The sequence below is a fragment of the Cellulosimicrobium cellulans genome (genome assembly GCF_024124905.1).
Classification (GTDB): Bacteria; Actinomycetota; Actinomycetes; order Actinomycetales; family Cellulomonadaceae; genus Cellulosimicrobium; species Cellulosimicrobium cellulans_G.
The window spans coordinates 41,630-59,119 of sequence record NZ_JAMXST010000002.1 but is presented as its reverse complement, the minus strand read 5'-3'; the positions used below and the strand labels follow the sequence as shown (position 1 = coordinate 59,119).

17 protein-coding genes are annotated in these 17,490 nt (G+C 75.5%); 5 read left to right on the top strand and 12 right to left on the bottom strand.

Features of this window, described 5'->3' with window-relative positions:
- Positions 1–260: 260 nt before the first annotated feature.
- Positions 261–551 carry a WhiB family transcriptional regulator gene (locus NHH00_RS05345; protein WP_031316449.1) on the top strand — a complete coding sequence of 97 codons (291 nt, stop codon included), beginning with the start codon at positions 261–263 and terminating at the stop codon, positions 549–551.
- A gap of 174 nt (positions 552–725) precedes the next feature.
- On the opposite strand, the gene groES is transcribed toward NHH00_RS05345, so the two are convergent.
- On the bottom strand, positions 726–1,022 hold the full coding sequence (gene groES / locus NHH00_RS05340) for a co-chaperone GroES (RefSeq protein ID WP_253050840.1): 297 nt from the start codon (positions 1,020–1,022) through the stop codon (positions 726–728).
- Between the two features lie 240 nt (positions 1,023–1,262).
- Between groES and NHH00_RS05335 the strand changes: the two genes are divergently transcribed.
- Together NHH00_RS05335 and NHH00_RS05330 are read left to right on the top strand one after the other, a co-directional pair.
- A complete protein-coding gene (locus tag NHH00_RS05335) occupies positions 1,263–2,552 on the top strand; it encodes a class I SAM-dependent methyltransferase (protein WP_253050839.1) in 1,290 nt (429 codons plus the stop codon).
- Entirely contained in the window at positions 2,549–3,706 is a 1,158-nt protein-coding gene (locus NHH00_RS05330; protein WP_253050838.1) for a glutamate--cysteine ligase, read from the top strand. Before NHH00_RS05335 ends, NHH00_RS05330 begins: the two co-directional genes overlap by 4 nt.
- Before the next feature lie 17 nt (positions 3,707–3,723).
- Here NHH00_RS05330 and NHH00_RS05325 read toward each other — a convergent pair whose 3' ends face one another.
- Together NHH00_RS05325 and tsaD are read right to left on the bottom strand one after the other, a co-directional pair.
- Positions 3,724–4,842, bottom strand: a complete 1,119-nt coding sequence (locus tag NHH00_RS05325) for a hypothetical protein (protein WP_253050837.1) — start codon at positions 4,840–4,842, stop codon at positions 3,724–3,726.
- The gene (gene tsaD / locus NHH00_RS05320) at positions 4,839–5,888 is read right to left on the bottom strand and encodes a tRNA (adenosine(37)-N6)-threonylcarbamoyltransferase complex transferase subunit TsaD (RefSeq protein ID WP_253050836.1); all 1,050 of its coding nucleotides are present in this window, start codon (positions 5,886–5,888) and stop codon (positions 4,839–4,841) included. Before tsaD ends, NHH00_RS05325 begins: the two co-directional genes overlap by 4 nt.
- A 129-nt stretch (positions 5,889–6,017) precedes the next feature.
- On the opposite strand from tsaD, the gene NHH00_RS05315 reads away from it, so the two are divergent.
- Positions 6,018–6,665, top strand: coding sequence for a malonic semialdehyde reductase (locus tag NHH00_RS05315; RefSeq protein ID WP_253050835.1), 648 nt, complete (start codon positions 6,018–6,020; stop codon positions 6,663–6,665).
- Between the two features lie 73 nt (positions 6,666–6,738).
- Here NHH00_RS05315 and NHH00_RS05310 read toward each other — a convergent pair whose 3' ends face one another.
- From NHH00_RS05310 to NHH00_RS05280, 7 genes are all read right to left on the bottom strand, one after another.
- Positions 6,739–7,560, bottom strand: a complete 822-nt coding sequence (locus NHH00_RS05310) for a sulfurtransferase (RefSeq protein ID WP_253051421.1) — start codon at positions 7,558–7,560, stop codon at positions 6,739–6,741.
- A 92-nt stretch (positions 7,561–7,652) separates the two neighbouring features.
- Positions 7,653–8,204 carry a ribosomal protein S18-alanine N-acetyltransferase gene (gene rimI, locus NHH00_RS05305; protein ID WP_253050834.1) on the bottom strand — a complete coding sequence of 184 codons (552 nt, stop codon included), beginning with the start codon at positions 8,202–8,204 and terminating at the stop codon, positions 7,653–7,655.
- On the bottom strand, positions 8,201–8,932 hold the full coding sequence (gene tsaB / locus NHH00_RS05300; protein ID WP_253050833.1) for a tRNA (adenosine(37)-N6)-threonylcarbamoyltransferase complex dimerization subunit type 1 TsaB: 732 nt from the start codon (positions 8,930–8,932) through the stop codon (positions 8,201–8,203). The genes rimI and tsaB overlap by 4 nt, the downstream gene beginning before the upstream one ends.
- A 46-nt stretch (positions 8,933–8,978) precedes the next feature.
- Positions 8,979–9,590, bottom strand: a complete 612-nt coding sequence (gene tsaE, locus NHH00_RS05295; RefSeq protein ID WP_253050832.1) for a tRNA (adenosine(37)-N6)-threonylcarbamoyltransferase complex ATPase subunit type 1 TsaE — start codon at positions 9,588–9,590, stop codon at positions 8,979–8,981.
- Entirely contained in the window at positions 9,587–10,939 is a 1,353-nt protein-coding gene (gene alr, locus NHH00_RS05290; protein ID WP_374614305.1) for an alanine racemase, read from the bottom strand. Before alr ends, tsaE begins: the two co-directional genes overlap by 4 nt.
- Positions 10,940–11,036: 97 nt before the next feature.
- Entirely contained in the window at positions 11,037–11,945 is a 909-nt protein-coding gene (locus tag NHH00_RS05285; RefSeq protein ID WP_374614302.1) for a pseudouridine synthase, read from the bottom strand.
- A gap of 98 nt (positions 11,946–12,043) precedes the next feature.
- The gene (locus NHH00_RS05280) at positions 12,044–13,777 is read right to left on the bottom strand and encodes a bifunctional ADP-dependent NAD(P)H-hydrate dehydratase/NAD(P)H-hydrate epimerase (protein ID WP_253050830.1); all 1,734 of its coding nucleotides are present in this window, start codon (positions 13,775–13,777) and stop codon (positions 12,044–12,046) included.
- A gap of 128 nt (positions 13,778–13,905) precedes the next feature.
- Here NHH00_RS05280 and NHH00_RS05275 point away from each other — a divergent pair, with 128 nt between their 5' ends.
- A complete protein-coding gene (locus NHH00_RS05275; RefSeq protein ID WP_253050829.1) occupies positions 13,906–14,955 on the top strand; it encodes a TIGR03560 family F420-dependent LLM class oxidoreductase in 1,050 nt (349 codons plus the stop codon).
- A gap of 84 nt (positions 14,956–15,039) precedes the next feature.
- Here NHH00_RS05275 and NHH00_RS05270 read toward each other — a convergent pair whose 3' ends face one another.
- Both NHH00_RS05270 and glmS read right to left on the bottom strand, forming a co-directional pair.
- Positions 15,040–15,390, bottom strand: a complete 351-nt coding sequence (locus tag NHH00_RS05270; protein WP_253050828.1) for a holo-ACP synthase — start codon at positions 15,388–15,390, stop codon at positions 15,040–15,042.
- A 139-nt stretch (positions 15,391–15,529) separates the two neighbouring features.
- Entirely contained in the window at positions 15,530–17,407 is a 1,878-nt protein-coding gene (gene glmS, locus NHH00_RS05265; protein WP_253050827.1) for a glutamine--fructose-6-phosphate transaminase (isomerizing), read from the bottom strand.
- Positions 17,408–17,490: the final 83 nt, after the last annotated feature.

Sequence of the window (17,490 nt, the reverse complement as noted above, 5' to 3'; positions counted from 1 at the left end):
TTCTGCCGACCGCGCCACCGTCCCGCCACCTCGTCCAGGTCACAGTCCTGCACCCTTCGCGCCAGGCTTGTGCGAAGTTTGTTCACCATGCGCGCAAACGCGCCAGCAGGGCCGCATCGCGTCAGCCTAGACGCGAATGCTGCACCGTTCTCGCCGCCTCCACGAGCCGCGTGACGCCTCCGAACGGCCGTGACCTGGCCCTTCACCTTTCTCGCACAGGGGGCTTGAACAACTTCTGAAACGCTTGTAGGTTGTTCGCCATGGCTGAGATCTCAAGGCTTCCCGGGCCCGTCATGGAGCTGTGGGAGTGGCAGTACCAGGGTTCGTGCCGCGACGCGGACGACACGTTGTTCTTCCACCCCGAGGGCGAGCGCGGCTCGACGCGACGGCGTCGCGCGGAGGCCGCGAAGGCGATCTGCCACTCGTGCCCCGTCATGATGCAGTGCCGCGAGCAGTCGCTCCGCGTGCGCGAGCCGTACGGGGTGTGGGGCGGCCTGAGCGAGGACGAGCGGGCGGCGATCCTCGCCGGGGGCGCCCGCCGCACCGGCTGAGCACCGGCAGCACGACCAGCAGCAGTACCACCAGCAGACCTGCACGGCACCGGTACGACGTCGTACCGGGAGCACGTGCGCACGACCCGTGGGAACGGTGGGGCGACCGGCCACGGAACGCAGCAGGGCCCGCGACCGGACGGTCGCGGGCCCTGCTGCTGGAACGGGTCGGCGTCAGCCGACCACCACGGCGAGGATGTCGCGCGCGGACAGGACCAGGTAGTCCACGCCGCCGTACTTGACCTCGGTGCCGCCGTACTTGCTGTAGATGACCTTGTCGCCGACGCTCACGTCGAGCGGGACGCGGTTGCCGTTGTCGTCGACACGGCCCGGACCGACGGCCAGGACCTCGCCCTCCTGGGGCTTCTCCTTGGCGGTGTCCGGGATGACCAGGCCGGATGCGGTCGTGGTCTCGGCCTCGAGGGCCTTCACGACGATCCGGTCCTCGAGCGGCTTGATGGGGACCGACACGTCGGACCTCCCCTTTCGCGGTGAGAACTGCAACGGATGGGTCGAGCGCACCGGCTGGCCGTCGTCGCGGGTGCCGGACAGCCTGGTCGCACGTGGTGCCGCCTCCGCGAGCGGTGGCGGCACGTCCTCAAATCTAGGTCGCCGTTAGCACTCGGTCAAGGCGAGTGCCAACGTCCGCCCCTCGGACGATCGCGGCCCCGGCTGCGCGTGGTCCCCGTCCCCCGTGGAAGGATCGACGCCATGGACGCCGCCACGCTGACCAAGCTGCTCAGCCCCGAGGGCTGGGCGCTGCTCGGCGCGCTCCCCCCGTACGACGAGCAGCAGGCGCTCGTGCTCGCGGCGGGGCTGCGCGCGAAGGGCGTCGACCCGGACCTGGCCGCCGCGGCGCTCACGCAGTCGCGGCTGCGCGCGGCCGCCCGCGGCAAGCTCGGCGCGTTCGCCGACGGCATGCTGTTCACGCAGGCGGGGCTGGAGCAGGCGAGCCGGCTCGTCGTCGCGGGCCTGCACGCGCGGCGGTACCAGGACGCGGGGATCCGGCGCGTCGCCGACCTCACGAGCGGGATCGGCGTCGACGCCCTCGCGTTCGCCGCGGCGGAGCTCGAGGTGCTCGCGACCGACGTCGACGAGCTCACCGCGGCGATCGCGACCGTGAACCTGCGCCACTTCCCCGAGGCCGAGGTGCGCCACGGCGACGGGCTCGCGCTCGACCTCGAGGGCGAGCGGATCGAGGGCGTGTACGCCGACCCCGCCCGACGGACACGGGGCGGCAGGCGCGTGTTCGACCCGAAGGCCTACGCCCCGCCGCTCGACGCGGTGTGGGCGCTGCGCGAGCGCGTCCCCGCCGTGGGCATCAAGGTCGGCCCCGGGATCCCGCACGACGGCCTGCCCGCGGACGCCGAGACCGAGTGGGTCTCGGTCGACGGCGACGTCGTGGAGGCCGGCCTCTGGTTCGGGCCGCTCGCGCCCGAGGGGCCGGGCCGCTCCGCGCTCGTCCTCACCCCGTGGACCGGGCCGGACGGGACCGAGCGCACCACGACGCGCCGGGTCGCCCACCGCCCGGGCGACGAGGACGTGGTGCCCGAGGTGGGCGCCGTCGGGCAGTACCTCTACGAGCCCGACGGCGCCGTCATCCGCGCGGGTCTCGTCGCCCACGCGGCACGCGGGCTGGGCGGGCGGCTGCTCGACCGGACGATCGCGTACGTGACGACCGACTCCCCCGCGCCGCTCGACGCGACCGGCCTCGCCGACGGGCTCGCGCGGGGCTACCGCGTGCTCGACACGATGCCGTTCGGGCTCAAGCGCCTGCGCTCCTACCTGCGCGAGCGGGGCGTGGGGCGACTGACGATCAAGAAGCGGGGCACCGCCGTCACGCCCGAGCAGCTCCGCCGCCAGCTCGCGCTCACCGGCGACGCGGTCGCGACGATCGTCCTGACGCGCGTCGGCGGGTCCCAGCAGGTGCTCGTCGTGGAGCCTCTCGCCGCTCCCCCGGCCGGCGCCGTGCGGGGCGCCACCCCGGACGGCACGCGGTGAGCGCCCTCCCGCGCCGCACCGCGATCCCCTTCGCGCGGTCGGAGCGCTCGACCGTCGGGCTGGAGTGGGAGCTCGCGCTGGTCGACGCGGACTCGGGCGACCTGCGCCAGGTCGCGCAGACGGTCCTCGACGCCGTGCGCCCGGTGGACGGGGGCGCGCACCCGTCCATCAAGCAGGAGCTGCTGCTCAACACGGTCGAGGTCGTGAGCGGCGTGTGCCGCACCGTCGGGGAGGCCGGCCGGGACCTCGAGCGCTCGATCGACGAGCTGCGGGCCGTGACCGACCCGCTGCGCGTGGAGCTCATGAGCGCGGGCACGCACCCGTTCGCGCGCTGGGCGCAGCAGAAGGTCACCGACAAGCAGCGCTACAACACCCTCATCGACCGCACGCAGTGGTGGGGACGGCAGATGCTCATCTACGGCGTGCACGTACACGTCGGCATCGAGGACCGCGCCAAGGTGCTGCCGATCCAGCGCGCGATGCTCACGACGTTCGCGCACCTCCAGTCGCTCTCGGCCAGCTCGCCCTTCTGGGGCGGCAAGGACACCGGGTACGCGTCGAACCGCGCGCTCATGTTCCAGCAGCTCCCCACGGCGGGGCTCCCGTTTCAGTTCGCGACCTGGGAGGAGCTCGAGGGCTACGTCGCGGACATGCTGCACACCGGCGTCATCGACGCGTTCGACGAGATCCGCTGGGACCTGCGCCCCGCCCCGCAGTTCGGCACGCTCGAGACGCGCATCTGCGACGGCGTCACGAACATCTCCGAGCTGCTCGCGCTCGCCGCGCTCACGCACTGCCTCGTCGAGCACTTCTCGACGATGCTCGACGAGGGCCGCGAGCTCCCGAGCATCCCGCCGTGGTTCGCGCAGGAGAACAAGTGGCGCTCCGCGCGCTACGGCATGGACGCGATCATCATCCTCGACCGTGAGGGCAACGAGGAGCTCGTGACCGACGCCGTCGGGCGCCTGCTCGTCGAGCTCGAGCCCGTCGCCGCGCGCCTCGGGTGCCTCGACGAGCTCGACGGCGTGCGCACGATCGTGCGCCGCGGGGCCTCCTACCAGCGCCAGCGCGCCGTGGCGCGCCGCAACGGGGGCGAGCTGGACGCCGTCGTGCGCTCGCTCGTCGCGGAGATGCGGGCGGGCCGCCCGCTCTGACGGTCCGCCCGGGACGGTCAGTAGTCGCGCAGGACCACGCCGAGGTCGGCGGCCCTGTCGGCGAGCCACGTCGGCGACCAGTCCTCGGTGTCGCACGGCGACGACGTCCGGTCGGCCGCCGCCTCCGAGTACCCGCCCCACGACAGCACGCGGCACGTCGCGTCGGTCTCGAGCGCGTGCGTCCACTCCTCGTCCTCGGCGAAGCCGGAGTCGACGGCGGACTGCATCAGGTCGAACTCGTGCCACCACTGGAGCATGTGCGACAGCTCGTGCGCGAGGAGCACCTGCTTGGTCGCCGGGTCGGAGTCCTCGCCCCACCACACGAACAGCACCGTCGGGTGGGAGGGCTGGAAGCAGCCCGCCGAGCCCGTCGCGTACGCGTCGTGCTCCGCGACGTGCTCCATGCCGCAGTTGAGCGTCGGGTCGTCGGTGAACACGACCTGCACGCCGTCGTTGGCGGGGTTGAGCGCGAGCAGCCACGCCGTGGGGTCGGGGTGCTCGGCCAGGAACGGCGTCGTCTGCGTCGCGCCCGGCACGGGGTCGGGCAACGGCTCGGCGTACTCGCCCGCTTTCCAGGCGGCCTCCACGCCGGTGGCCGACGCGGCCACGTCCGGGCTCGGGTCCTCCCAGACCGTGGGGGGCGGCACCGCGCCCTCCTGCTCGGTGGGCAGGACCGCGCCGTCGTCCCGCGCCCCGCCGAGGGAGCTGACGAGGTACGCGACGACGGACACCGCGAGCACGAGGACGAACGTCACGACCCGCGCGGCACGGCCCCGACGGCGGCGCGGCACCTCCCACGAGATGGTGGACGCCCCGTACGCGGGGACGGTCGCCGCCGGCGCCCCGGAGGCCGGCTGGACCGCGGGGGTGCCGGAGAGCGCGGCGGCGGAGGCGTGACCGTACGGCGGAGCGGTCGTCGCACCCGCCGTCCCGGAGGACGGCGCGCCGACGGGCACGGCGGCGGACCCGTACGCGGGCACGGCCGCGAGGAGCGCCCGGTGCTGCGCCGCCCAGTACGCGGCGGTGTGCTCGGCCCGGGCGCGCTCGGGCCCGGGGGGCGCCGACGCGGCCGCGTGCGCCCACGCGTGGGCGCGCCGCAGCGCCTCGTCGGGCGTGAGACCGGGCTCCGGGGTCACACGTGGGTCACGGTCAGCGGCATCGACGAGTCGACGCCGATGTCGAGGCTCGACGGCGCCACGCCCGCCCGCACGACGGCGGACCCCAGCGCGGCGATCATCGCCCCGTTGTCGGTGCAGTAGCGGATCGGCGGGATGCGCAGCTCGATCCCGGCCTCCGCGCAGCGCTTCGCGGCCATGTCGCGCAGCTGCGAGTTCGCGCTGAACCCGCCGCCGACGACGAGCGTCGACACCCCGTGCCGCTCGCACGCCGCGATGGTCTTGGCGGTGAGCACGTCGGCGACGGACTCGGCGAAGGAGGCCGCGACGTCGTGCACGGGGATCTCCTCCCCCGCGTCCTGGCGCGCCTCGACCCACCGCGCGACGGCCGTCTTGAGGCCGGAGAACGAGAAGTCGTCCGCGTGCTTCTCCTGGTCCTTGCGCGCGGTGAGGCCGCGCGGGAACCGGATCGCCGTGGGGTCGCCCTCGCGCGCGAGGCGGTCGATGTGCGGGCCGCCGGGGTACGGCAGGCCGAGCAGGCGCCCGACCTTGTCGAACGCCTCGCCCGCGGCGTCGTCGAGCGTCGAGCCGAGCTCGGTGACGGACGTCGCGACGTCGTCGACCAGGAGGAGCGAGCTGTGCCCGCCGGACACGACGAGCGCCATGACGCGCTCCGGGAAGGCGCCGTGCACGAGCTCGTCCACGGCGGCGTGGCCGATGACGTGGTTGACGCCGTAGAGCGGCTTGCCGAGCGCGAGCGCGAGCGCCTTGGCGGCCGACGCGCCGATCGTCAGGGGCCCGACCAGCCCCGGCCCGGCCGTGACCGCGATCGCGTCGACCTCGGACAGGTCGACGTCCGCCGTGCCGAGCGTGCGCTCGATCGTCGGGATCATCGCCTCGAGGTGGGCGCGCGACGCGACCTCGGGGATGATGCCGCCGTAGCGCGCGTGCTCGTCCATCGAGCTCGCCACCGTGTCGACGAGCAGCTCGCGACCCCGGACCAGCGCGACGCCGGTCTCGTCGCAGGACGTCTCGATGCCGAGCACCAGGGGCTCGCCGGCGCTCACGGACGGCTCACTGACAGTGTGGAAGGCATGGCGTCCAGGGTAGTCGCGTGCGGGGCCGGCCCGCGCCGTGTCGCCCACGTCACACCGTCTGTCGGGAAGATGATTCAACGCTCAACCGTTGGTCCGGTCATGAGCACCGACACCCTCATCGAGTCCCCTGCCGCGCCGAACGAGCTCGCCGACCAGCTCGCGATCGACGCGCAGGCCGCGGACCGCCTGTTCCGCGACGCGCACACGACCCACGCCTTCTCGGACGAGCCCGTCACCGACGCGCAGATCCAGGCGGCCTGGGACCTCGTCCGCTGGGCACCCACCGCGATGAACACGCTCCCGCTGCGCCTGCTCGTCGTGCGCACGCCCGAGGCGAAGCAGCGCCTCGGCGCCCACATGGCGGACTTCAACCGCGACAAGACGCTCGCCGCGCCCGTGACCGTCATCGCCGCCGCCGACCCGTCGTTCCACCAGCACCTCGGCACGCTCGCGCCGTTCCGCGAGGGCATGACCGAGCAGCTCGACCCGCAGACCGAGCTGCGCGAGGGCATGGCCCGCACCAACGCGCTCATCCAGATCGGCTACCTCATCGTCGGGCTGCGCGCCGCCGGCCTGTCCGTCGGCCCGATGACCGGCTTCGACGCGGCGGGGATCGACGCCGAGTTCTTCGGCGAGTCCGGCTGGCGCACGCTCGTCGCGATCAACGTGGGCTACCCCGCCGAGGAGGGCGCGCACTTCCCGCGCCAGGCCCGGCTCGACTTCCACCAGGTCGCCGAGATCCTCTGAGACCGTCCCACCCGTCGCGCGCGAGGCGGCACCCCTCCACGGGTGCCGCCTCGCGCGCGTCCGCATCCTGGCGTCAGGGCGCGGCGGGCCGCGCGGGGTCGTTCGACCACTGCGACCACGAGCCCGCGTACAGGGCCGCGTCGACGCCGAGGGTCGCGAGCGCGGCGACCTCGTGCGCCGCGGTCACGCCCGAGCCGCAGTACACGCCCACGGCGGGCCGCGCCGCGCCCGGTTCCCGTCCCGGGTCCACGACCCCCAGGGCCGCGAACCGCGCGCGCAGCGCGACGGGGTCCAGGAACGTCCCGTCCGCGGCGAGGTTGTCGGTCGTCGGCGCGCTCACCGCGCCGGGGACGTGTCCCGCGCGCGGGTCGACCGGCTCCACCTCGCCGCGGTAGCGCTCGCCCGCGCGCGCGTCGAGCAGGACGCCCGACGTCGCGAGGCCGGCCGCGCCGTCGGCGTCGAGCACGGGCATCCCGCCCGGCGTGACGACGACGTCCCCCGGCTCGGGCCGCACCTCGCCCGCGTCGAGCGCGTGCCCGGCGGCCCGCCACGCCGCGAGCCCGCCGTCGAGGATGCGGACGTCCTCGTGCCCGGCCCAGCGCAGCAGCCACCAGGCGCGCGCGGCGGACGTGCCGCCCACGGCGTCGTAGACGACGACCGGCCGGTCCGCGCGCACGCCCCAGCGCCGCGCCGCGGCCTGGAGGTCGGCGGGGTCGGGCAGCGGGTGCCGGCCCGCCGCGGCCGAGGGCGGCGCGGCGAGCTCGGTCTCGAGGTCGACGTAGACCGCGCCCGGGACGTGCCCCGCCCGGTGCTGCGCGTGCCCGTCGGTGACGCCGAGCGCCCACCGCACGTCGAGCACGACGGGCGGGCGGTCGCCCGCGAGCGCCGCCGCCAGGGCGGGCGCGGTGACGAGGACACGGTCGCGGCGCGCGGCGTCGGGCCAGTGGTCGTCCGTGCCGAGGCCCGGGCCGCGCGGCGCGGGCCCGCTCACGCGACGGCGCCCGTCTCGGACGCCGTCCCGTGGTCCGGCGCGTCCGGTCCGTCGGGCGTCGTGGTCGCGCCGAGCTCGAGCCGCATCGTGTAGGCGTCGACGTCCTCCGGCTGGTAGTAGCGCTTGCGGATGCCGAGCTGCTCGAACCCGTACTTCGCGTAGAGCGCGAGCGCCGGGTCGTTGTCGACCCGCACCTCGAGCAGCACCGCGCTCGCGCCGAGGTCGCGGGACCGCGCGATGAGCGCCTCCAGGAGCGCCGAGCCGACGCCCTGGTGCTGGAACGCGGGATCGACGCCCAGGGTCATGACCTGCGTGACGTCGCCGTCGAACCACAGGCCCGCGTAGCCGACCACGGGCTGCGGGCCGGCGGCGTAGAGCCGCACGGGCTCGGCGGCGACGTACCAGCGTCCGAGGCCCGCGAGCTCGTCGGCGAGCATCCCGTACGTCCAGGCGCCGCGCCCGAACAGCTCGCGCTCGAGCTCGACGACGCGGTCGAGGTCGGCCGCCCGGAGCGGGCGCAGGCGGATCTCGTAGCGGCGCGCGCTCATCGGGCCGCCTCGGGCGCCGGGGCGGGCGCGGTGTCGCTCACGCGCTTGCGTGCGGCGGCCTCGTGGACGTCCGGGCGGCGCAGGTACAGCGGCTCCGTCGGCTGGTCGGCCCCCGCGGCCCGGCGCGCGATCGCGAGCCGGGCGAGCACGGCGGCGTCGGGGAGCTGCGGCGCGTCCTCGGCGGCGTCGAGCGCGTCCGGGTAGAGCTCGCCGCCCTCCCCCACGACGACGGCGCCCGCGGCGTGCTCGGCGACCGCGGCCGCCGGCCCGACGTCGGGCCCGGCGACGGTCTCCAGGACCGGCACGGCGTGCGGGCCCTCGTGCGCGACGACGCGGTACCGCGCCCAGTACACCTCGCGGCGGCGCGCGTCGGTCGCGACGAGCAGCTCGTCGTCGGGCTCGAGGCCGAGGTCGCTCACCGCCTGGGCGGCGATCGCGTCGAGGCTCGGGACGCCGAGCACGGGGATGCCGAGCGCGAAGCCCAGCGCCCGGGCGGTGACGAGCCCGACCCGCAGGCCCGTGAACGGCGCGGGGCCCGTGCCGACGGCGACGGCCGTGAGGTCGCGGCGGTCGACCCCGGCCTCGGCGAGCGCCTCCTCGACGAGCGGGGCGAGCGCCTCGGCGTGCCGGCGGCGCTCCGGGGCGTCGCGGCGGGCGAGACGGGCGCCGTCGTCGGAGACGACGGCGACGGTGACGGAGGCGGAGGTGTCGAGCGCGAGAACAGCCACGGCCCCAGCCTACGGCCGAGACCGCGACGTCCTCCTCGCGAGCGGGCTAGCGGGACAGTGCCGCGACGTCGAGGTCCGCCCAGCGCGGACCGACGCCGCGCACCGTCACCCGGCGCGCGCCCGCCTCGGGCGCGTCCTCGTCGTCGGACGCGCCGCCGGGCCCGTCCCCGGTCGCGTCGCCGCGCGGGCGCTCGAGCACGATCTCGAGCCGGTCGCCCGCGAGCGCCTCGACGAGCCCGCTGCCCCACTCGACGACGGTCACCGACTCCTCCAGGCTCGAGTCGAGGTCGAGCGCGTCGACCTCGTCGAGCGAGCCGAGGCGGTACGCGTCCACGTGCACGAGCGCCGGGCCGCCCACGAGCGACGGGTGCTCGCGCGCGACGATGAACGTCGGCGACGCGACCTGTCCGCGCACGCCGAGCCCGGCGCCGATGCCCTGCGTGAGCGTCGTCTTCCCCGCACCGAGGTCGCCGGTGAGGATCACGAGGTCGCCCGCGCGGAGCACGCCGGCGAGGGCGCGGCCGAACGCGCGCGTCGCCTCGGCGTCGGGCAGGACGACGACGTCGCGCGCCGCCTGCGACGACGTGCCCGTCGCGGTCTCCGCCGCCGCGTCCGCGGGAGGCGCGGCGGGCGTCGAGGGGGTCGGGTCGTCGCTCATGCGCGGACCGTCCTTTCCGTGGTCTCGTCCTGGCTGGGGTCGTCGGCCAGCAGCGCCCGCGCGCCGTCGTCGAGCACGTCGGTCCCCACGTGCTCGCGCGGCACGCGCGTGCCGAGGCGCGTCGTGATCTCGTAGCTGATGGTCCCGGCGGCCCGCGCCCAGTCCTCGGCGGTGGGGACGCCGTCGTGCTCGACGCCGTCGCCCGCGCCGAACAGCGTGACGACGTCGCCCGCGCGCTCGGTCGCGGCGGGGCCGAGGTCGAGCACGAGCTGGTCCATGCACACGCGCCCCGCGACGCGCAGGACGCGGCCGCCGTCCGCCCCGGGGCGTGCGCCGACGAGCACCGGGCCACCGGGCGCGGCCGTGGGGCCGCCACCCGACGCGTGCCGCGGGATCCCGTCGCCGTAGCCGAGCGGGACGACCCCGAGCGTCGTGTCCCGCGGTGTCGTGTAGTGGTGCGAGTAGGAGACGCCGTGCCCGCCCGGCACGCGCTTGACCGTCGCGAGACGCGCCTCGAGCGTCATCGCGGGCCGGAGCCCGTACCGCGACGGCGGGCCGAGCTGCGGCACCGGCGTCATGCCCCACACCGCGAGCCCCGGACGGACCAGGTCGTAGTGGGTGCGCGGCGCGGTGAGCGTCGCGGCGGAGTTCGCGAGGTGGCGCAGCTCGGGCGCGACGCCCGCGCGCTCCGCGAGCCGGACGGCCTCGTCGAGCACGTCGGCCTGTGCCACGACGCTCGGGTGCCCGGGCTCGTCCGCGAACGCGAGGTGGGACCACAGCCCGACGACGTGGACCGCGCCCTCGGCCTGGGCGCGCGCGACGGCGGCGAGCACGTCGGGCAGGTCGGCGGGCATGATCCCGTTGCGGCCGAGGCCCGTGTCGACCGCGAGGTGCACGCGCGCGGTCCGGCCGGCGGCACGGGCGGCGGCGACCACCTCGTCGACGGCCCAGCGCGCGGCGAGCGACACGTCGACGTCCGCCTCCACGAGCGCGCGCAGCGGCGCGCCCGGCGGGTAGAGCCACGTGAGGACGCGCGCGCGGTCCACCCCGATCCCCGCCGCACGCAGCGCGAGCGCCTCGCTCGGCTGCGCGGTCCCGAGCCACGTCGCACCGCCCGCGAGCGCCCCGAGCGCGCTCGCCACCAGGCCGTGCCCGTAGGCGTCGGCCTTCACGACGGCCATCACCTGGGCCGACGGCGCGTGCCCGGCGAGGGCGCGGACGTTGTCCCGGACCGCGGCCAGGTCGACGACGGCACGCGCGGGGTAGCCGGGTGCTGCCGGGGTTCGGGCGGGTGCGGCCGGGGTTCCGGCGGGTGGGCCGGTCGGGGTCGTGCGCTGGGTGTCGCTCACGGTGGACGATTCTCTCACCGTCGCCGCCCGGGGAGCGGGCGCCGGGTCGCGGTCCTCGGGTCGCGTCACCGGGACGCCGCCGGTCCGGCCGCCACCCTCACCAGGCGCCGAGCGTCCGGTCCGTCTCGAAGCGCCGCGGCTGCCCGGTCAGCGGGTCGGCGAAGGCGAGCGAGCGCGAGACGAGCTGGAGCGGGCGCGCGTAGTCGTCCGGCGCGACGTCGTACGGCTCGGGGTAGAAGTTGTCGTGCACGATCGGCACCCCGAGCCGGGCCATGTGCAGCCGGAGCTGGTGCGTCTTGCCGCTGTGGGGCTCGAGCCGGTAGCGCGCGAGGCCGCGGGCCGGGTCGGTCTCGATCACGTCGACGCGGCTCTCGGCGTTGGGCTCGCCGTCCACCTCCTCCGCGCGCATGACGCCGCGGTGCTTGACGATGCGGCTGCGCACGGTCGCGGGCAGGTCCAGCGCCGGGTCCCACGGCGCGACCGCCTCGTAGGTCTTGCGCACCTCGCGCCGCGCGAAGAGCTCCTGGTACGCGCCGCGCACCTGCGGTCGCAGCGTGAGCAGCAGGACGCCCGCGGTGACGCGGTCGAGCCGGTGCGCGGGGCTGAGGTCGGGCAGGTCGAGGTCGCGGCGCAACCGCACGAGCACCGACCGCGCCACGTACGCACCGCGCGGGATCGTCGCGAGGAAGTGCGGCTTGTCGACGACCAGCAGGTCCCGGTCGCGGTGCAGCACGCGGACCTCGAACGGCACCTCGGGCTCGACCGGCGGGTCGCGGTAGAGGAACACGAAGCCGCGCGGCTCGTACGGGGTGGTCGCGTCGACCGGCCGTCCGCGCCCGTCGACGACCTCGCCCGCCGCGACCTTCTCGGCCAGGCGTGCGGCGTCGTCCGGGAACCGGTGGCGCACGTAGTCGAGCGTGCGCGTGTACCGCGCGACGCTCTCGGCGTCGTGCGGCAGCACGAGGCGCGTGGGGTTGAGGCCGTCGCGCACGGGGAGGGGGACCACGCCCACCACGGTACCGGCGGGCCGCGCCCGGACCTGTCGGCCGCCCACGGGCCTCGGACCCGTCGTGACCGGCCGGTGCCAGGAGAGAGCCGCGCCGCTCAGCGTGCGGCGAGCAGCCCCGCGACGACGGCGGGCACCGCGTCGGCGACGTCGAGCGCCGCGACCGGGCCGCCCGGGTTCGCCCGCTCCGCCGCGAGACCGTGCACGACGGCGACCGCGGCCGCGAGCTCCGCGGCCAGCCCCGGCTCCCGGAGGATCCGTGGGGCGTGCGCCGCGAGCACGGTGCCGAGGATCCCGGCGAGCACGTCCCCCGCGCCGGCGGTCGCGAGCCACGCGGGCGCGTCCGCCTGGGACCACGCGCCCTCCGGCCCGACGACGACGGTCGCCGACCCCTTGAGCAGCACCGTCGCACCGGTGGCCGAGTGCGCGCGCCGTGCCCACCGCAGCGGCTCGGCCTCGACGTCGGCGCGCGTCACGTCGTCGCCGCGCGACCGCAGCAGCGTCGCGAGCTCCCCCGCGTGCGGGGTGAGCACGACCGACGGCGGGCAGCGGTCGGGCAGCAAGGACAGCGCCCCGGCGTCGACGACCACGGGCACCCGCTCCCCCTCGTCCTCGGCGGCGAGCTCACCGGTCGCGGCCGCGAGCGCGTCCCGGACCCGCTCGTGCTGGCCGCCGTCGTCCACGGGGTCGCCGCCCGGCCCGGGCGCGGGCGGCACGCCGGGCCCGAGCACCCAGGACTGCACGCGCCCCGCCGCGGGCACCACCTCGGGCCGGGCGGCGAGCACCGCGCGCGTGACGTCGTCGGGCCCGCGGAAGCGGACCATCCCCGGGCCGGTGCGGACCGCGGCGCTCGCGACGAGCACCGCGGCGCCCGGGAAGGTCGGCGTGCCCGCGACGACGCCGACGACGCCGCGCGTGTACTTGTGGTCGGTCGCGCCGGGCACGGACCAGAGGGCGGCGACGTCCGCGGGCTCGAGCCGGCGGACGACCGGCGCCGCGGTGCCGCCGTCCGGAGCGGGCGCGCCGAGGCGCAGCCCGATGTCGACGACCGCGCCGTGGCCGGCGAGGTGCGTCGCCGGGGGGAGCAGGAGGCCGGGCTTCGCCGCGCCGAACGTCACCGTGCGGTCCGCGCGCAGGACCGGCCCGGGCACCGTGCCGTCGTCCACGCCGACCCCGCTCGGCGCGTCCACCGCGACGACCCAGGGCCGCCCCCGGGGCCCGACGCGACGCCCGCCACCCTCGTCGGACGCACCGTCGCCGCCGAGCGCGTCGTCGGCGGGCACGCCGCCGTCGAGCAGCGCGGCGAGACGCCGCACGAGGTCCGCCGCGACGCCGCGCAACGGCCCCCGGGCGCCGATGCCGACGAGGCCGTCCATCACGACGTCGGCCCGCCGGACCTGCGCGGCGACCCGGTCGGCGACGTGCGGGTCCAGGTGGTCGTGCGGCCGGCCCGCGCGCGTCGGGTCGTCGGGGCTGCCGACGAGCACCTCGACGGACCCGCCCGCGTCCCGGAGCGCCGCGAGCCCGCCCGCGTGCGCATGCTCTCCGGTGAGGACCGCGAGCACCTCGACGCCCCGGCGCGCGAGGTACGCACCCGCGTGGAGGGTGTCCCCGCCGTTGTTGCCCGACCCCACGAGCAGGACCGCCCGGGCGCCGGTGACGCGCCCGTCCCGACGGCCGCCGTCCGGCAGGGCGACCGACCGCCGTCGTGCGACGTCGCGCGCGACGATCGTCGCGAGCGCGAACGAGGCGCGCTCCATGAGCGGGACGCCCGCGGCGAGCAGCGGCTCCTCGGCGACGCGCACGTCGGCGGCGGACCAGGCTTCGATCATGACCTCATCCTGCCCACCGTCCGCCCTCGTCGCCTGCGCGGCGGCGCCGGCGCAGCGGTGCGACCGAGCGGTGAGACGACGCGCGGGGGCGCGCTGCGGGTCGCACGGACCCGCATAGGGTGACGACCATGCGATTCGGACTCTTCATCCCCCAGGGCTGGCGCTACGACCTCGTCGACGTCGCACCCGAGGACCACTGGAAGACGATGCTCTCCCTCCTGCACTACGCCGACAACGCCGCCGCGGGCGAGCCCCTGCCGGGCGGCGAGTTCGCGTGGGACGGCGTGTGGGTCTACGACCACTTCCACACCACGCCGACCCCGAGCACCGAGGCGACGCACGAGGCGTGGACGCTCATGGCCGCCTTCGCGGCGGCGTCGCAGCGCGTGCGCCTCGGCCAGATGTGCACGTGCATGGCCTACCGCGACCCGACGTACCTGGCCAAGGTCGCCGCGACCGTCGACCACGTCTCCGGCGGGCGGCTCGAGATGGGCATCGGCGCGGGCTGGTACGAGCACGAGTGGCGCGCGTACGGGTACGGGTTCCCGAGCGCGGGCGAGCGCCTGCGCGCGCTCGACGAGGGCGTCCAGATCATGTCCCGCATGTGGCGGACCGGGTCGTCGGGCACGTTCGACGGCGAGCGCTACCAGGTGGACGGCGCGCTGTGCTACCCGCAGCCCCTGCAGCAGGTCGTGGTGGACGGCGAGGGCGCGAGGCCGAGCATCCCGCTGTGGATCGCGGGCGGCGGCGAGAAGAAGACGCTGCGGATCGCCGCGCAGCACGCGCAGTACACCAACTTCGACGGCTCGCCCGAGGGCTTCGCGCACAAGTCCGCGGTGCTCGCGCAGCACTGCCGCGACCTCGGCCGCGACCTCGGCGAGATCACCCGGTCGGCCAACTACAACGTCGTCATCGGCGAGACCGCGCAGGACGTCGCCGACCGGCTGGACCGGATCGAGGAGCACGCGCGCCGGTACTTCCCCGAGAAGGCGGACGACAACGTGGCCTCGTGGCGCAGCGGCCCGCTCGTCGGCACTCCGGAGCAGATCGTCGAGACCCTCACCGGCCTGCGCGACCAGGGCCTCGGCTACGCGATCGGCTACTTCCCGTTCGCCGCGACCGACCGCGACCAGCTCGAGCTCTTCCAGCGCCAGGTCATCCCCGCCCTCCAGCGCTGACCGCCGCACCGTGTGGGCGTGAGAAGGGCCCGGTTCTCGGTCGAGAACCGGGCCCTTTGCATGCCCGCAGCGCGCGGCGGGCGGTCAGCCCTCCGCGACGACCATGGCCGAGGCGATGCCGGCGTCGTGGGAGATGCTCAGGTGCCAGGCGGTGATGCCCAGCGCGTCCGCGCGCGCAGCGACCGTGCCCGTGATCTCGACCTCCGGCGGGCCCCCGACGACGCGGTGCACCGTCGCGTCGTGCCAGCGCATGCCCGCCGGGGCGCCCAGCGCCTTGGCGATGGCCTCCTTGGCGGCGAACCGCGCGGCGAGCGACGCGGGCGGCAGGTCCCGCTCGGCGGCCGTGAACAGCTTCTCGCGGAGCCGGGGCGTGCGCTCCAGGGTCTCCATGAACCGTGCGACGTCCACGACGTCGATCCCCACGCCCTTGATCATGCGCCCACCCTACGGGGGCCGTCCTCCCTCCCGGTCCCCCACCAGGCGATCTCACCACCACGAGCAGGTGGTCCTGGCTCGTCCGGGAGACCGGACGAACCAGGACCACCTGCTCGGCGTCAGAAGGTGCGGTGGAGGACTACTCGACCGTGACCGACTTCGCGAGGTTGCGGGGCTGGTCGACGTCGAGGCCCTTGGCCGTGGCGAGGGCCATCGCGAAGATCTGGAGCGGGACGACGGCCAGCAGCGGCGAGAGCAGCGTGGGCGACTCGGGGACCCAGAAGATCTCGTCCGCGTAGGGGCGCACGGCGTCGTCCCCGTCCTCCGCGATGACGAGCGTGCGGGCGCCGCGCGCCCGGATCTCCTGGATGTTCGAGATGACCTTGGAGTGCAGGCCCTCGCGGCCCTTCGGCGACGGCACGACGACGAACACCGGCTGCCCCTCGTCGATGAGCGCGATCGGGCCGTGCTTGAGCTCGCCCGCGGCGAAGCCCTCGGCGTGGATGTACGCGAGCTCCTTGAGCTTGAGCGCGCCCTCGAGCGCGACCGGGAACCCGACGTGGCGGCCGAGGAAGAGGACGGACGTCGCGTCCTTCATGGAGCGGGCGGTCGCACGGACGTACTCGCCGCGCTCGATGACGGTCTGGATCTTGCGCGGCATGTCGCGCAGGTCCTCGAGGATCGCCGAGATCTCGTCCGGGAACTTGTTCCCGCGCAGCTGCGCGAGGTAGAGGCCCAGGAGGTAGGCGGCGGTGATCTGCGACAGGAACGCCTTGGTCGAGGCGACCGCGATCTCCGGACCGGCGTGCGTGTACAGCACGGCGTCCGACTCGCGCGGGATGGTCGACCCGTGCGTGTTGACGATGGAGATGACCTTGGCGCCCTGCTCGCGCGCGTGGCGCACGGCCATGAGCGTGTCCATCGTCTCGCCCGACTGCGTCACCGCCACGACGAGCGTCTTCTCGTCGACGATCGGGTCGCGGTAGCGGAACTCGTGCGCGAGCTCGACCTCGACGGGGATGCGGCACCAGTGCTCGATCGCGTACTTGGCGACGTGCCCCGAGTACGCGGCCGTGCCGCACGCGACGACGATGATCTTGTCCACCGACCGGAGCACGGCCTCGTCGATGCGCACGTCGTCGAGCACGAGCTTGCCCGACGGGTCGGTCCGGCCGAGCAGGGTGTCGGCGACGGCGTGCGGCTGGTCGTGGATCTCCTTGTCCATGAAGGACGAGAAGCCGCCCTTCTCCGCGGCGGCCGCGTCCCAGTCGACCGTGTACCGCTTGGCCTCGGCGGGGTTGCCGTCGAAGTCGGTCACCTCGACCGACGTCGGGGTGATCGTGACGATCTGGTCCTGCCCGAGCTCGAGCGCCTCCTTGGTGTGGGAGATGAACGCCGCGACGTCGGAGCCCAGGAAGTTCTCGCCGTCGCCGATCCCGACGACGAGCGGCGAGTCGTGCCGCGCGCCCACCACCGTGTCGGGCGAGTCGGCGTGCACGGCCAGGAGCGTGAACGTGCCCTCGAGGCGCCGGGCCACCTGCCCCATCGCGAGCGTGAGGTCCTTGGTCTCGCGGTAGGCGCGCGCGAGCAGCTGCGCCGCGACCTCGGTGTCCGTCTCGGACCGGAACTGCACGCCCTCGGCGAGCAGCTCGGACTTGAGGGTGGCGAAGTTCTCGACGATCCCGTTGTGGATGACCGCGAGGCGGTCGTCGTCCGCGAGGTGCGGGTGGGCGTTGGTGTCCGTCGGGCCGCCGTGCGTCGCCCAGCGCGTGTGGCCGATCGACGCGGTCGCCGCGGGGAGCGGGTGCAGGTCGATCTCCTCGACGAGGTTCGCGAGCTTGCCCGACTTCTTGGCGAACGCGACGGCGTCGATCCCGGGCGCGACGAGCGCGACCCCGGCCGAGTCGTAGCCGCGGTACTCGAGCCTGCCGAGTCCTTCGAGAGCGACGTCGAGGGGTCGCCCCGAGGCCTCTCCGACCATGGTTCCAGGGCCTACGTAGCCCACGATTCCGCACATGGTGATCGAGTCTATCCACGGACGCGGACCCCTCCGCGGGCGCACGATCCCGCGGTTTTTCGTCAGGCCCGCTGCCAAAAGCA